This is a genomic window from Ursidibacter sp. B-7004-1 (genome assembly GCF_053654055.1).
On record NZ_JBSIUP010000037.1, the window covers coordinates 1 to 15,381 of the forward strand.

Here is a 15,381-nt window from a genome sequence, read left to right on the forward strand (position 1 = left end):
GGTATGTTAAGCATACCTATTTTTTTAGATGAGATTGAATAGTAATGGATACTACTTATACCGCCCCAATTACTGTGCTTGGTGCTGGATCTTACGGTACTGCTTTGGCAATTGCCTTATCGCGTAACGGACATAAAACTTATTTATGGGGACATAACCCACAAAAAATGGCAGTAATGGCAGAAGCCCGCCAAAACCACGAATTTTTACCTGATATCCCATTTCCAGATGCTTTAGATATAGAGGCGGATTTATCTCAAGCGTTACAAAAATCCAAAGATCTATTGATTGTTGTACCCAGCCACGTTTTTACAGAAGTCTTGCAACAAATAAAACCTTTACTTACGTCTGAGCATCGTATTATCTGGGCGACTAAAGGGTTAGAGCGAGATACAGGACGATTATTGCAAGATGTTGTATTGCAAATTTTAGGGCAAAACTACCCGCTTGCTGTATTATCAGGTCCAACTTTTGCGAAAGAGTTAGCACAAGGTTTACCGACAGCGATTTCTCTGGCATCGGATAACCCTATTTTTGCTGATCAAATGCAACAGCGTATTCACTGTGCAAAAGCCTTCCGAGTTTATCTCAATAGCGATATGATTGGTGTTCAGTTAGGAGGGGCAATTAAAAATGTTATTGCGATTGGGGCAGGTATTTCTGATGGAATGGGTTTTGGGGCAAATGCTCGCACCGCATTGATCACGCGTGGTTTAGCTGAAATAAGCCGCTTAGGTGTATCTTTAGGAGCAAATCCAACCACTTTTATGGGAATGGCAGGATTAGGCGATCTAGTTTTAACCTGTACCGACAACCAATCACGCAACCGCCGTTTTGGGCTAATGCTTGGTCAAGGTAAAAGTGCCGAACAAGCAATGGCAGAAATTGGTCAAGTAGTTGAAGGTTTTTATAATACAAAGGAAGCCTACTTACTTGCTCAACAACAGGGCGTTGAAATGCCTATTGTCGAACAAATCTATCAAATGTTATTCTGCGGAAAACAAGCTAATGATGTTGTAAAAGCCTTATTAGGTCGAGAACGTAAAGGCGAATAATCAAATAATAAAGGGGGAAATATGGCAGACATCAATCCACAGCAAATTTGGCAAAACATTCGTGAAGAAGCCCAAGAGTTAGTTAATAGTGAGCCAATGCTTGCAAGTTTTTTCCACGCCACGATTTTAAAACACCATAATCTAGGCGATGCACTGAGTTACATTTTGGCGAACAAACTGTCAAATGCAATTATGCCAGCGATTGCATTGAAAGAAATTATTGAAGAAGCCTATCACGCAAACCCACAAATTATTACCAGTGCTGCTTGTGATATTGAGGCTGTTCGCACACGAGATCCTGCTGTCGATAAATGGAGCACACCATTACTTTATCTCAAAGGTTATCACGCCCTACAAAGCTACCGAGTAACCCATTATTTATGGAATCAAGGCAGACAAGCCCTAGCGATTTATCTACAAAATGAAATTTCTGTTGCCTTTGATGTGGATATTCACCCTGCTGCAAAAATTGGTTGCGGAATTATGTTAGATCACGCAACAGGCATTGTTGTGGGTGAAACATCGGTAATTGAAAATGATGTCTCCATTTTACAAGGCGTAACCCTAGGGGGAACGGGTAAAGAAAATGGCGACCGCCACCCTAAAATTCGTGAAGGCGTAATGATCGGTTCTGGAGCCAAAATTCTCGGAAATATTGAAATCGGACGCTATTCAAAAATCGGGGCGAATTCAGTGGTACTCAATGCAATTCCTGAATATGCGACTGCTGCTGGTGTACCAGCCCGAATTATCGGTCAATCCCAAACTCAGAAACCTGCTTTTGAAATGAACCAATATTTTGAAAACAGTGATGGTTTACTTGATGGGGCTGGAATTTAGTTTCTTAATAAGTAATAAGCGGTAAGATTAGCAAAATAAATTGCATAACTTACCGCTTATCTATTCTCTCTATAAAATAGCACTACCAATTAAAGCAATAATAAAGCCAACTAATCCAATAGATGTTTCAAGTGCTGTCCAAGTTTTTAGGGTTGTTTTCTCGTCCATTTCTAAAAAACGGCTCATTAGCCAGAAGCCAGAGTCATTCACGTGTGAAAGTACTGTTGCACCTGATGCAATGGAGATCACAATAAAGCAGAGATCAAATTGACTCAAATCAGTAGCATTGGCAACGGTTGGTGCAATAAGAGCGGCTGTAGTGGTTAATGCGACAGTTGCAGAACCTTGTGCAACACGAAGTGTTGTCGCAATTAAGAAAGCTGCAACAATAATTGGCATTCCTGTATCTGACATCATATTTGATAACACATCGCCAATCCCACTCGCTCTTAATACGCCTCCGAACATGCCACCAGCACCTGTTACCAGTACGATTGAACAAATAGGACCTAAAGCATTATTACAGATTTTTTCGATTTGATCGTAACTGCGGTTATCTCTAAGGAGTGCAATTGCAACTAATAATGTAATTAATAATGCAATAGGTGTTTTGCCGATTAGGCGTAAACTTTGCACCCAAAGTTCAGAGCCATCAATCACTTTGGCAACACTTAATGTATTTAACCCTGTATCAAATAAGATCAAGAAAATAGGGAGTAATAATACAATTAAAACACGTTTAAAACTTGGTGGATTCTGCACAGACGTTTCATTGATAGCATTTGTATTTAAAAATGCTTTAGGTAAATCAACGTGAATACGTTTACTAATAAACATACTGAATAGATAAGTACCAATATACCAAGTTGGAATTGCACAGACTAAGCCAACAATAACTAATAATCCCATATTCACACCTAATAAATCACCTGATGCAACAGGACCTGGGTGTGGAGGTAAGAATGCGTGCATTACGGCAAAAGCACCCGCAGATGGGAAAGCATAACGTAGTACTGAACCACCAAATTGTTTAGCTACGCTGAAAATAATTGGTAACATTACAACTAAACCCGCATCAAAGAAAATTGGGAAGCCAAATAAAAGTGATGCTACCCCTAATGCGAAAGGTGCTTTCTCTTTACCAAATTTATTGATGAGCGTATCTGCTAATACCTTAGCCCCACCAGTAATTTCAAGTAAGCGACCAATCATTGCACCAAGCCCCACTAATAGAGCAACTGACGCTAATGTACTACCAAAGCCACCTAATAAAGTAGGTAAGATCTTATCTACTGGAATGCCCGTAGCAAGTGCGGTTAATAAACTGACGATAATTAAAGCAACAAAAGCGTGTACTTTAAACTTCATAATAAGAACAAGCAGTAACAGAATGGCTGCTATCATTGTAAAAATAAGCATATATCCTCCGATATGTTTTTTGTTATCGGTAACATAGTTTTATTCACTATAAATGTAAATAGTGCGTTACTATTTATTTTAATTTTGTGAAATAGTTCAAATTTTCTGAAAAATATAGATGAATTCTCCACTTAAAATGCTATTTTAGTTTATATGAATAGGTTATCGGTAACATTTGGAGGTGGTATATGTCAGGAAAAGCATTTATTTTGATGGGAGTATCTAGTACAGGAAAAACATCTGTTGGAACAGCTGTTGCTCATCGTTTAGGTCTAAAATTGATTGATGGCGATGATTTACACCCAAGAGCCAATATCATCAAAATGGGAAGTGGAATTCCACTTAATGACGAAGATCGAAAACCTTGGCTGACTCGAATCAACGATGCTGCATTTAGCCTAGAGCAAAAGAGTGAGAAAGGGATTATTATCTGTTCTGCTTTAAAAAAACAATATCGTGATTTAATTCGCCAAGGGAATGAAAATATCACGTTCTTATTTTTACAAGGCTCATTTGAAACAGTTTTGGCACGAATGCAAAAACGCAAAGGACATTATATGAAAGTGGATATGCTAAAGAGCCAGTTTGATACCTTAGAAACACCTGATTTATCATTAGAACCTGACGTGATTTTTATTGATATTCAAGGCAATTTTGAGCAAGTGGTTGAGCAGTGTTTGGAGGCAATTAAGCCTTTAATTTAGATACTTTCACCAAGATGAATTTGATAACCTAGATTGATGATGCTTTTTTGTTGTGGTAGTCCATTAATTCGATCTAACAATTCTTGAGCTGCAACTTTCCCAATTTCTAGGCGTGGCGTGATCACAGTAGCGAGTTGTGGGGTGAGTGATTGCCCTACATCGTGTCCGTGAAAGCCTGCGATAGCTATTTGTGTTGGAATTTGAATACCTAAACGCTGGCATTCAAATAATGCTCCAATTGCCAAATCATCATTGGTACAGAAAATTCCATCTAAATCTGGAAACTGCTTTAAGGCTTGTCGTAATTGGCTTGAACCTAAACTAAATGAAGACGCTTGTTCCGTTTTCAAACTATGGGGAATCAATCCATATTTTTTCATTGCTAATTCATAGCCTTGCATTTTTAGCTGGGTACGTTTATCCATTCGAGCAGAAAAATAAACAATATTTTTATGCCCACGTTGGATCATTGTCTCCACCATAGCTTGAGCTGCAGAAATATTATCAAATCCCACCGCTTGCTGTATTCCGACTTCACTGCTATCCATAATCTCAATTACAGGAATATGAGCGATTTCTAGCATCTTTCGTGTACGTTCGGAATGATGATTTTCAGACAGAATAATCCCATCAACATTGTAAGAAAGTAGTGATTCAATTCTCTTTTCTTCTTTTTCAACACTATACCCATAGTGAGCCAACATTGTTTGATAGCCTGCTTGATCAGTAATCAGCTCAATCCCTTTAATCACATCAGCAAAAACTTGATTAGTTAAAGATGGTACTAATACACCAATTGCATGGCTTTTAGCATTAGACAAAATATCTGGGGCTCGGTTAGGAATATAACCAAACTGTTCTATTGCTTGAGCAATCCGCTCTTGAGTTGCAATAGCTACCGAATTTGGATTACGCAAATAGCGACTAACAGTCATTTTGGTAATACCAAGATGTGTCGCAATATCTTGCAAAGTCGGGCGTTTATGTTTGGTCATTAGTATGGATTAGAATAAATGGAAAACCAAAAGCGGTAAGATCCTTGCAAAATTTTACAGAAATCTCACCGCTTGTAGCGTTTATTTAGCCTTCGCAACTACTGCAACTGAGTAAGTTGCGGTTGAATACTTGGGCTGCACTCATTGAATATTGGTAGTAAATTGATTTTAAACCAAGTTCTTCTGCCGTTAAGTATAACTGGTTCAGATCACGAGCTGGGGTTGCTGGGTGAACCATAATATTGATACTTTGCCCTTGATCGATATATTTTTGACGCTGTGCCGCTTGCTGAATCACACTTAATTGACTGATTTCAGAGAAAGTTTTAAAGACATCTTTCTCTTGATCTGACAGTTGTGAAAGGTGCTGTACAGAACCATCATTGAGTAAAATACTATCCCAAATCTCTTGTGTATCAATACCTTTCTCTTGTAGCAGTTTCTCTAAGAATGGATTCTTATAAACGGTTTTAATTTTCGCTAAATCTTTAACATAATAGTTAGATTTAAATGGCTCAACGGAAGGCGATACACTACCTAAAATAAAACTACTTGATTTGGTTGGGGCAATACTCAATAAAGTCGTATTACGGCGACCATAGCCTTTCAGTAATTCAGGCTCTCCAAAACGCTGTGCAAGTTCTTTTGATGCTTGCAATGTTTTTTCTTGGAGCGTTTTAAAGATAATATTATTCTTCTGCATCGCTTCAAAGCTATCAAAAGCAATATTATTTGCCTGTAAATAACTATGCCAGCCTAATACACCTAAACCTAACGCACGATGTCTACGAGCAAAACGATTTGCACGATCTAAGAATGGAATTTCTGCACTTTTCTCAATAAACTCAGACATCACAACATCTAAGAAATAAGTTAGCACTTCTGGTGCATCGGTATCTTTCCACTCATCAAAATAGAGTAAATTCATTGATGATAAACAGCAAACAAAGCTCTCATCAGCACAAGATGGCAACATAATTTCTGTACAGAGATTTGATGCATGAACAGTCATATTTTTATCTTTGTACACATCTGGGCGACCAGCATTAGCATTATCTTTAAAGAACAAATACGGAATACCCGTTTCTGTTTTACGTTGCAAAAGTTTTGCCCAAAGTTGGCGCTTATATGGATCACCTGCTTTCATTGACTCTAGCCAATCGTGTCCAACACAAACACCATAGTACATTAATTGAATCGGATTACCTTCAGTATGAATATCAAGCCACTCATCAATATCACCATGCTCAATATCAATATAACCTGCGAATTGACCTTTACGAGATGTACCTTGAGAAATAACATCAATGACCGTATCAAACAACTTACTAAAGTTAAAAGAACCGTCTGACTTACCATTATTTTTAATTGCACTACCACGAGGACGAATATCGCCAAAATAGGCAGAAGTTCCCCCACCAATTTTGCTCATCATTCCGACTTCTGCGGTCGTTACCATAATTTCGTGAATAGAATCACCAATATAGCTACCAAAACAAGAGATTGGCAAACCACGATCTAAACCAAAGTTAGACCAAATTGGCGAAGAGAGGGAAAAATATCCACGAGCCATATAGTAATAGAATTTATCTGCATAGCCTTCGATACCAAGTTTATGCTCAGCATGTTCAGCAATAAAGCGAATACGTTCTAAGGCGGTTGTACCTTCTAAAAGGTAGCCACGTTGTAAGAAAAGGCGGCTATCATCATTTAACCAGTGGAAATCAGGACGGCTTTCGTCCGTATAGCCGAGATCAAATAATTTCGGCTGATAGTAAGCGTTAGAATAAGTCATCGGCGGTAATCTGCTTCATTTTTTTACTGTAATCGGTACTACGTTTGTTAAAGAAATCCGTTTCTTTCGTTGAAATGATCTCAATATCAAACCACTCTGTTTCTTTCAACATGTCAGGATCAATATCGTGCGGAGGCTCTAAACCTAATGCCAACAACGAATTATTATAGCGATGCATAATATAGTTCTCGACAGTTCTACGACTAATAAAGCTCAAGTCACCTTCTTCAAAGATCCAATCTAAAATACCACGCTCAGCTTCCAATGCTTGAGCTGCAAGCAATTTTAACTCTTCATAAAATTCAGGAGTGAAAAGGTCAGAATGTTCATCACGCAAAATTTCATACAATGCAATCCCAAAACGCCCATGAATTTCTTCTTCTTTTGAAGTTGCTTCAACGGCGTTTGAAATCCCTTTAAATAAATTACGATGTTTATTGAACGACATCATCACAAGGAATTGCCCAAATAACGAAATATGTTCAACGAATAGTGAGAATAATACGAGTGATAACACAAAACGATCCTGACCATCGTCTTTATCACGCATAAAATCTTCCATATAACGAATACGAGCCATTAAAGGTTCAATATCCGTAATCTGTGTGAACATCTCATTTAAGCCTAATTTTTCAAGTAAAAATGAATAAGCATCTTTATGGCGAACTTCACTCTCAGCAAAAGTCCCGCCTACATCATCAATTTCAGGTTTTGGAAAATAACGATATAAATCGCCCCAGAAACGTTTTACACTTACCTCAACTTGAGAGATTGCAAGCATTGTACGAGTAAGAACGTGGCGTTCATGATCGTTAATATTGGTACGATAATCTTGAATATCACCTGTGAAATTAAACTCAGTATGCAACCAATAAGAGTGGCGAATAGCATCTTTAAATTCGAGTAGTTCAGGGTATTCGTAAGGTTTAATTTGCAAACGTTTTTCAAAAATATTGCGAGACATAATGAATTAGACCTTTTAATTTACAATGTGAAACTGTGCCATATTCTAGAGATATTTTTTCTTAAAACAAGGTCTTGACAAATCGACAATGCGATTAGTTGGTAGTGAGTATTTGATTTTTAAAGGAAAAATTTTTTTGTAAATAATAGTCATGAAAATCACAACATATTGTTATTTGATATAACCATAATTACAATATATAGTAAAAACAAGCGGTTGGATTTCAGAACATTTTTGTAGAAAAATAGCACTGATCCGACCGCTTGAAATTTTAGCATTTTAGGTAATATTTATTTTAATCCATCTCGCTCATCAAGCTCGCATTTCCCCCCGCAGCAGCAGTGTTAATGCTGACCGCTTTTTCGTGAACAAGAGGGAATAAGGATAACGCTAAATCAAGGTTTTCTACATAGGTTAAAATAGCGCCTGAACGTGTTGCATAATGTGATTTTTCTTCCACTGAAAGTGGCTCTAACACAATCAGCGTACTGAGATTAGCAAGACTATTCAAATCATCAACAACGAGCACATTCCCTGCAAATTGAGTCGCTTGTTTGGCAAGTTCACTACTACGAGTAACCACCGCTTTACTTCCACATACCACAATGGCAATAAGTGCTTGAATTTGCTGATAAAGTGAGCCGTTACCGATTGCAACCACAGGGCGAGCTTCAAATCGCATAAAGTTATTTTCCCCGGTAATACCTTGCATTTTGAAGATCTTACCAAGAGGCGATTGACGGCTAAGGTTTTGGACTAAATCAAGTGCATTTTGACGTTCTGTGCCAGATAACACATTATTGATTCCTGTTACAAGTGATGTCGTATCAACGGTTTTTCCACCTTCTAAACCTGTTAACGTCCATTCAGAACGATTTACTAGACGTTGTAAATATAACGGACCACCTGCTTTCGGACCTGTTCCAGATAACCCCATTCCACCAAATGGTTGTACACCTACCACAGCCCCTACGGTATTACGATTGACATATAAGTTACCTGCGTGAATGGTATCAATCCAGAGATCGACCGTTTCATCAATACGGCTATGTAACCCACTAGTTAAGCCAAAACCTGTTGAATTGATGTCTGCCATCACTTGCGGTAATTTATCCGCATCAAAACGAATAACGTGTAGCACAGGTCCAAAAACTTCGTGTTTAAGTTGGCTGATATGATCGATTTCTAATAATGTTGGTGGAACAAAAATACCATTTTGTTCAATTTCAGGCTCAATCGCTACTTGATAATACGCACTTGCCACCTTTTTGATATTCTCAATATGATCTAACAAACGTTGTTGAGCAATTTTATCGATCACAGGGCCTACATCGGTATTGAGTTGTTGAGGTCTGCCTACTTTTAATTCCGCCATCGCCCCTTTTAACATCGTTAAAATATGGTCAGCGACATCACGTTGTAAATAAAGCACACGCAACGCAGAACAACGTTGCCCTGCTGAATCAAAGGCAGAGTTAAGCACATCAGCCACAACTTGTTCGCCTAATGCCGAGCTATCAACAATCATTGCATTTTGTCCACCAGTTTCAGCAATAAGCGGTACGATTTTTTCTGATTTTTGCAAGTTTGCATTGATATTCTTAGCGGTTTCTGTTGAACCTGTGAAAATAACACCGTCCACACGAGAATCTGATACTAACGCTGCACCGACTACTTTCCCACTTCCCGGTAAGCATTGTAATGCCTGTTTTGGAATACCTGCTTGATAGAATAAATTCACCGCATAATGAGCCATTAGTGATGTTTGCTCCGCAGGTTTTGCCAACACAACATTACCAGCGACTAAGGCAGAAGAGACTTCCCCAACGAAAATGGCGAGAGGGAAGTTCCAAGGGCTGATTGCAACCACAATCCCCCTTGGAGAACGATAACCTTCAGGATTTGAACGCACTTCTTTTGCATAATAGCGACAGAAATCGACCGCTTCTCTCACTTCGGCTATCGCATTATTTAAGGTTTTACCTGCTTCACGCACCGCCAAATCAAAAAGTTGTGGCATATTAGCTTCCATTAAATCAGCCATTTTCTCTAAGGCTTCGGCACGCACTATTGGCGAGGTATTTTGCCATTCTGATTTAAATTCACTCGCAAGCTCAAAGGCTTTCGCCACATCTCCTGCTGTGGCATCAACCACTTCGCCCACTAATTCAGAAATATTAGCAGGGTTGTACACAGGGCGGCTTTCTTCTTTTTCTGCTTTACCATCTGCAATTTGCGGTGCAGCGTGATACTCTTGGGTAGCCAGTTCATTCAGTTTTTCTTGTAATTGCTGTAAATGAATCGCATCAGTTAAATCATAGCCTTTTGAATTTTGGCGTTGATCAGCAAAGAGATTGACAGGTAGAGGAATTTTCGGGTGCATTGTTCCTTCTGTTACTGCGGCTTTCTCAACGGGATCTTTTGCTAAATCATCAATACTTAAATTTTCATCTACAATTTGATTTACAAATGAGCTATTCGCCCCATTTTCTAACAGACGGCGAACCAAATAAGCCAATAGTGTTTGATAAGAGCCCACAGGAGCATAAATACGGCATTGTACATTTAAGTTATTTTCGCCAACCACTTGATCGTAAAGGGTTTCGCCCATTCCATGTAGGCATTGGAACTCAAAACGTTTCCCTTTAGCTAAATGATAAATGGTAGAAAGTGTTTGAGCATTATGGGTAGCAAATTGTGGATAGATAACATCTTGAGCCGCTAATAATTTTTTAGCACACACAATATAGTTTAAATCTGTATGCACTTTGCGAGAGAATACAGGATAGCCTTCGGCACAATCCGTTTGAGCACGTTTTACTTCCGTATCCCAATATGCCCCTTTCACTAAACGGATCATCAACTGACGATTATTTTCACGCGCTTTTTCAATTAAATAATCAATCACGTGTGGACAGCGTTTTTGATAGGCTTGCACCACAAAACCAATACCGTTAAAACCAGCTAAATCAGGATCGGCTAATAAACGATCCATTAAATCTAACGAAAGTTCTAAACGGTCGGCTTCTTCTGCATCAATGTTTAAGCCAATATCATACTGTTTTGCTAGTAAATAAAGTTCTTTTAAACGAGGATAAAGCTCATCAATCACCCGTTGGTGCTGTGCCAAACTATAACGTGGGTGAATGGCCGATAATTTAACTGATACACCCGAAGATTTATACACCCCTAAACCACGAGAAACAGCCCCAACTGCGTGAATAGAGGCAACATAATCTGCATAGTAACGTTTAGCATCTTCTTCGGTAAATGCGGCTTCACCCAACATATCGTAGCTATAACGATAGCCCATCGCAAAACGTTTTTCGCCATTTTGAATTGCTTGCTGAATGGTTTCGCCTGTAACAAACTGCTTACCGAGCAAACGCATTGCCACATCAACCCCTTTACGAATAACAGGCTCCCCTCCTTTAGCAATTAAGCGAGAAAGTGCAGAAGATAGACTACTTTCACTATGAGTAGAAACTAATTTCCCAGTAATAACCAATCCCCAAGCGGCTGCATTAACAAATAAAGATGGGCTATTTCCCGTATGTGAACGCCAATCTCCTTTTGAAATTTTATCTCTAATCAATTTATCTGCTGTAGCAGTATCTGGAATACGCAATAATGCTTCCGCCAAGCACATTAACGCCACACCTTCTTGGCTAGAAAGTGAAAACTCGTGCATCAACGCATCAACGCCACTGGCTTTTTTGCGAGAAACACGCACTTTTTCCACTAATTTTTTAGTAAGAGATTTAATCTCCGCTGAAAACTCATCGGTTCTAGCTTGCTCTAACAGCTGCTGAACTAACATTTGTTCATCAATGCGATAATGTTGGCTTAACACAGGGCGAATACCTGTTTTTGGTAATAGTTGATAAGTTGATGTTGGCATATATTTCTCCTTAAAAGTGATGGTCAGCCCTTTTGCAAAAACATAGACAGAACTGACCGCTTTATATTTAAAATACAAAAAAGACGGAAGGATATATCCTGCAGATTATTGACAAAGTTTTTTTCATTCGGACGCCAGCGTGGCGTCCCTACAAGGAAAATTATAACCAATTGATAAATAACAGATTTTATTTTGTTGTGTAGGGACGCCACGCTGGCGTCCGTTTATTGAATACAACAAATTGGGGTTTGTCATCAGTCTGAAGGATATATCCTGCCGTCTTTATCTGCTTATTTACTCATTTCAGAATGATAGGCTTTTTCTGCCTTATCAAAGGTTTCAGTGATTGTTGCTTTTGGTGCTGGCGTAATAAGTGAAACAACCACAATGGCGATAGTCGCTAAAATAAAGCCCGGAATCATTTCATAAATACCACTATTTGGTACAACATCATTCCAAAATACCACTACTAATGCACCTGTTAGCATTCCCGCCATTGCACCTGCAGCATTCATTCTTCTCCAAAACAGCGACAAAATCACCACTGGCCCAAAAGCACAGCCAAAGCCAGCCCAAGCGTAAGAAACTAGACCTAATACTTTACTATTTGGATCTTGTGCTAGCAAAATTGCCAATACCGAAATTGCTAACACCATAATACGACCAAGCCAAACCAACTCTTTTTGAGTTGCATTTGGGCGTAACATTCCTTTATAGAAATCTTCGGTAATCGCACTTGAGCAGATCAACAATTGACAGCTTAACGTACTCATTACCGCCGCTAAAATTGCCGATAATAAAATCCCCGCAATCCAAGGGTTAAATAATAATTTAGAGAGTTCAATAAACACTTGCTCGTGGTTCTGATTAACCACTGCAGCTTGCTCAGGATTTGCAAAGAAATAAGCCTGTCCGAAGAAACCAATTCCGACTGCACCAAATAAGCAGATAATCATCCAAATCATACTAATACGGCGTGCGTTAGGAATAGATTTCACACTATCTGCTGCCATAAAACGTGCCAAAATATGCGGTTGTCCGAAATAGCCCAATCCCCAAGCGGATAGGCTCAATAGCCCGATAAATGTTGTACCTGTAAATAAATCAGTGAAATCTTTATTAACAGCTTCTCCTGCTTGCATAATCACAGTATGTGTTTGCTCAAAGCCACCCAAGTGAATTAACACAAAAATAGGTGTTAAAAAGAGTGCAAATAACATTAAACTTGCTTGGATAGTATCTGTCCAGCTTACAGCAAGGAAACCACCAATAAAAGTATAAATAATCGTGGCTAATGCACCATACCATAATGCAGTGGAATAAGGCACACCGAATAAGTTTTCAAATAGACGAGCCCCAGCCACTACGCCAGAGGCACAATAAATTGCAAAGAAAAAGAGAATAATACTGGCGGAAACAATTTTAAGTACTTTAGTGTTATCGCCAAAACGATGATGGAAATAATCAGGTAATGTTAATGCATTGGCATTATATTCTGTATGAACACGCAAACGCCCTGCAACAAAAAGCCAGTTTAAATAAGCCCCGATAGTTAAGCCAATTGCAATCCAACCTTCAACTAAACCAGCCGCATAAACTGCCCCGGGTAGCCCCATTAACAACCACCCCGACATATCCGATGCCCCTGCTGAAAGCCCTGTTACAAAGCTCCCCAAGCGGCGACCGCCAAGAATATAGTCTGATAAATTATGCGTAAAACGGTAAGCAATAAAGCCGATTAAGATCATTCCGATAATATAAATTAGGAATGTGGTTGTTGTTGGGTCAAAACCAAACATAGCCCAGTTCTCCTATAATAAGTAGATATAAAAGCATTAAATATAACAGGAAAATCTAGCTAATGTATAAATGACATATTAAAAGCCTAAAATTTATCCACTAATGCGATAAGGGCATTATAGCTTAAATCTTGATGAGCATTACAATATTTTAACAATTTTGAGAAGTGCTTAACATTTTTCTTTGAATATATTTTTATTAGAAAAATATAAGGGGCAAATATAATTTGCCCCAGATTATTGACAAAGTGTTTTCATTCGGACGCCAAGCGTGGCGTCTCTACAAAGAAAAAATATAACCAATTGAAAAATAAATATTTTATTTCAGTTTATTGACAAAGTCTTTTTTCATTCGGACGCCAGCGTAGCGTCCCTACAAGGAAAGTTATAACCAATTGAAAAATAAAAGATTTTATTTTGTTATGTAGGGACGCCACGCTTGGCGTCCACTTATTAAATACAACAAATTAGGGTTTGTCATCAATCTAGGGCAAATATAATTTGCCCCTACATATATTGAACATTACGCTTTTTTCAGAAATTCAGATTTAAGTAACAGCTTTCCACAATCTACGTTGTGATCGCCAGCAACAAGGCGAATGCCTTTATATTTTGTGCCTTTTTTCAATACTTCTGATGAGCCTTTTAATTTCAAATCTTTAATTAAAATCACATCATCGCCGTCTGCAAGTAAATTACCATTGCTGTCTTTTACTATAAGTTGATCTTCATCGTGGCTTTCAACTTCTTCGCCTGTCCATTCATTACTACAATCAGGGCAAACGAATTGAATTGAGTCGTGATAAGTATTTTCTCCCTTGCAAGCAGGGCAAATTGGAAATTCCATCTTTCTTCCTTAAATAAAATTAAAAACATCGCTATTCTACAAGAAATAAGCGGTAATTTCTTCACTTTGATTTGTAAAAAATGAAGCATAACGCACCGCTTGTAAAACGGAGCAAGCATTAAACGTACCACCGCATATAAGAAAAAAGGACGTATTGCATTGCATACGTCCCAGATTATTGACAAAGTCTTTTTTCATTCGGACGCCAAGCGTGGCGTCCCTACAAAGAAGAATTATAACCAATTGAAAAATAAAAGATTTTATTTTGTTGTGTAGGGACGCCACGCTTGGCGTCCACTCATTAAATCAACAAATTAGGGTTTGTCATCAATCTGGGACGTATGCAATGCAATACGTCCTAAATTATATATCGTAGAGAGGGCTATCGCCCACTCTATCTCATCTTAATCACTACCATTGGTAGCCAATACCACCGCCGACATTAAAGTCTTTGCTTGTATTCGCACCAGCACTGAATTTAATAATTAACTTACCGTTATCGCTCATTTTTGAGTAACCCACAGCAACGGCACTTTGTCCATTATAGTTACCCACACCTAAGCCAACTACATTCGCACCCGGTCTAGTTACTTGTGGAATGTTAGCGACTGCAGTTGCCCCTGCGATACCGCCGCGTAAGCGTTTATCAACTTTACCAACAACTTCTTTAACTTGTCCTAAATTAACAGCGTCAGTATCTTTAACGGCTCTGCCTACATTTTTAATGCGATGCCCTTCCATATCAAGATCGCCCTTAATGCTGGTTCTGCCATTAACCACTAAATCGCCATCAACTCTAGAGTTTCCTTTAACGTGCTGGTTACCATCTATAGTTTGGTCGCCTTTAACGTGTTGGTTACCATCTACAGTTTGGTCGCCTTTAACGTGTTGGTTACCATCAATAGTTGAATTACCTTTAACGTGCTGATCACCATCTATAGTTGAATTACCTTTAACGTGCTGATCACCTTCAACCACTAAATTTTTACCAACAGTCAGATTACCTGCAACTTCTACTTCATTTAACTTAGTATGGTTAGTTACTTCAAGATCTTTAATTGT

The 15,381-nt window shown here is 38.6% G+C and carries 12 protein-coding genes; 3 read left to right on the forward strand and 9 right to left on the reverse strand.

The window, feature by feature from the left end; all coding sequences use genetic code 11:
* The first annotated feature begins 44 nt into the window (after nt 1-44).
* Nucleotides 45-1,055 carry an NAD(P)H-dependent glycerol-3-phosphate dehydrogenase gene (gene gpsA / locus ACWIW0_RS10245; protein ID WP_454453229.1) on the forward strand — a complete coding sequence of 337 codons (1,011 nt, stop codon included), beginning with the start codon at nt 45-47 and terminating at the stop codon, nt 1,053-1,055.
* A 21-nt stretch (nt 1,056-1,076) separates the two neighbouring features.
* The gene (gene cysE / locus ACWIW0_RS10250) at nt 1,077-1,895 is read left to right on the forward strand and encodes a serine O-acetyltransferase (RefSeq protein WP_454453230.1); all 819 of its coding nucleotides are present in this window, start codon (nt 1,077-1,079) and stop codon (nt 1,893-1,895) included.
* Nucleotides 1,896-1,964: 69 nt separating this feature from the next.
* Here cysE and ACWIW0_RS10255 read toward each other — a convergent pair whose 3' ends face one another.
* On the reverse strand, nt 1,965-3,314 hold the full coding sequence (locus tag ACWIW0_RS10255) for a GntP family permease (RefSeq protein WP_454450269.1): 1,350 nt from the start codon (nt 3,312-3,314) through the stop codon (nt 1,965-1,967).
* 188 nt (nt 3,315-3,502) lie between these two features.
* On the opposite strand from ACWIW0_RS10255, the gene ACWIW0_RS10260 reads away from it, so the two are divergent.
* Entirely contained in the window at nt 3,503-4,018 is a 516-nt protein-coding gene (locus ACWIW0_RS10260) for a gluconokinase (protein ID WP_454453231.1), read from the forward strand.
* On the opposite strand, the gene gntR is transcribed toward ACWIW0_RS10260, so the two are convergent.
* From gntR to ACWIW0_RS10300, 8 genes are all read right to left on the reverse strand, one after another.
* Nucleotides 4,015-5,013: a gluconate operon transcriptional repressor GntR gene (gene gntR / locus ACWIW0_RS10265; RefSeq protein ID WP_454453232.1), complete on the reverse strand. Its 999-nt coding sequence runs from the start codon at nt 5,011-5,013 to the stop codon at nt 4,015-4,017. The two genes, ACWIW0_RS10260 and gntR, sit on opposite strands and share 4 nt — an antisense overlap.
* Nucleotides 5,014-5,098: 85 nt before the next feature.
* Complete coding sequence (locus tag ACWIW0_RS10270) at nt 5,099-6,808, reverse strand: ribonucleoside-diphosphate reductase subunit alpha (protein ID WP_454453233.1); 1,710 nt, start codon at nt 6,806-6,808, stop codon at nt 5,099-5,101.
* A complete protein-coding gene (locus ACWIW0_RS10275) occupies nt 6,795-7,772 on the reverse strand; it encodes a ribonucleotide-diphosphate reductase subunit beta (RefSeq protein ID WP_454453234.1) in 978 nt (325 codons plus the stop codon). The genes ACWIW0_RS10270 and ACWIW0_RS10275 overlap by 14 nt, the downstream gene beginning before the upstream one ends.
* A 295-nt stretch (nt 7,773-8,067) precedes the next feature.
* Nucleotides 8,068-11,673, reverse strand: coding sequence for a bifunctional proline dehydrogenase/L-glutamate gamma-semialdehyde dehydrogenase PutA (putA, locus tag ACWIW0_RS10280; protein WP_454453235.1), 3,606 nt, complete (start codon nt 11,671-11,673; stop codon nt 8,068-8,070).
* A 290-nt stretch (nt 11,674-11,963) separates the two neighbouring features.
* The gene (gene putP, locus ACWIW0_RS10285) at nt 11,964-13,472 is read right to left on the reverse strand and encodes a sodium/proline symporter PutP (protein ID WP_454453236.1); all 1,509 of its coding nucleotides are present in this window, start codon (nt 13,470-13,472) and stop codon (nt 11,964-11,966) included.
* 523 nt (nt 13,473-13,995) lie between these two features.
* The gene (locus ACWIW0_RS10290) at nt 13,996-14,319 is read right to left on the reverse strand and encodes a zinc ribbon domain-containing protein YjdM (RefSeq protein WP_454453237.1); all 324 of its coding nucleotides are present in this window, start codon (nt 14,317-14,319) and stop codon (nt 13,996-13,998) included.
* A gap of 36 nt (nt 14,320-14,355) precedes the next feature.
* The gene (locus tag ACWIW0_RS10295) at nt 14,356-14,517 is read right to left on the reverse strand and encodes a hypothetical protein (RefSeq protein ID WP_454453238.1); all 162 of its coding nucleotides are present in this window, start codon (nt 14,515-14,517) and stop codon (nt 14,356-14,358) included.
* A 213-nt stretch (nt 14,518-14,730) separates the two neighbouring features.
* Complete coding sequence (locus ACWIW0_RS10300; RefSeq protein WP_454453239.1) at nt 14,731-15,378, reverse strand: YadA-like family protein; 648 nt, start codon at nt 15,376-15,378, stop codon at nt 14,731-14,733.
* Nucleotides 15,379-15,381 lie beyond the last annotated feature (3 nt).

Excerpts from the sequence above, each read along its gene's own strand:
- gpsA (WP_454453229.1), top strand. The coding sequence starts at position 45 with ATGGATACTACTTATACCGCCCCAATTACTGTGCTTGGTGCTGGATCT.
- cysE (WP_454453230.1), top strand. The coding sequence starts at position 1,077 with ATGGCAGACATCAATCCACAGCAAATTTGGCAAAACATTCGTGAAGAA.
- ACWIW0_RS10255 (WP_454450269.1), bottom strand. The coding sequence starts at position 3,314 with ATGCTTATTTTTACAATGATAGCAGCCATTCTGTTACTGCTTGTTCTT.
- ACWIW0_RS10260 (WP_454453231.1), top strand. The coding sequence starts at position 3,503 with ATGTCAGGAAAAGCATTTATTTTGATGGGAGTATCTAGTACAGGAAAA.
- gntR (WP_454453232.1), bottom strand. The coding sequence starts at position 5,013 with ATGACCAAACATAAACGCCCGACTTTGCAAGATATTGCGACACATCTT.
- ACWIW0_RS10270 (WP_454453233.1), bottom strand. The coding sequence starts at position 6,808 with ATGACTTATTCTAACGCTTACTATCAGCCGAAATTATTTGATCTCGGC.
- ACWIW0_RS10275 (WP_454453234.1), bottom strand. The coding sequence starts at position 7,772 with ATGTCTCGCAATATTTTTGAAAAACGTTTGCAAATTAAACCTTACGAA.
- putA (WP_454453235.1), bottom strand. The coding sequence starts at position 11,673 with ATGCCAACATCAACTTATCAACTATTACCAAAAACAGGTATTCGCCCT.
- putP (WP_454453236.1), bottom strand. The coding sequence starts at position 13,472 with ATGTTTGGTTTTGACCCAACAACAACCACATTCCTAATTTATATTATC.
- ACWIW0_RS10290 (WP_454453237.1), bottom strand. The coding sequence starts at position 14,319 with ATGGAATTTCCAATTTGCCCTGCTTGCAAGGGAGAAAATACTTATCAC.
- ACWIW0_RS10295 (WP_454453238.1), bottom strand. The coding sequence starts at position 14,517 with ATGAAAAAAGACTTTGTCAATAATCTGGGACGTATGCAATGCAATACG.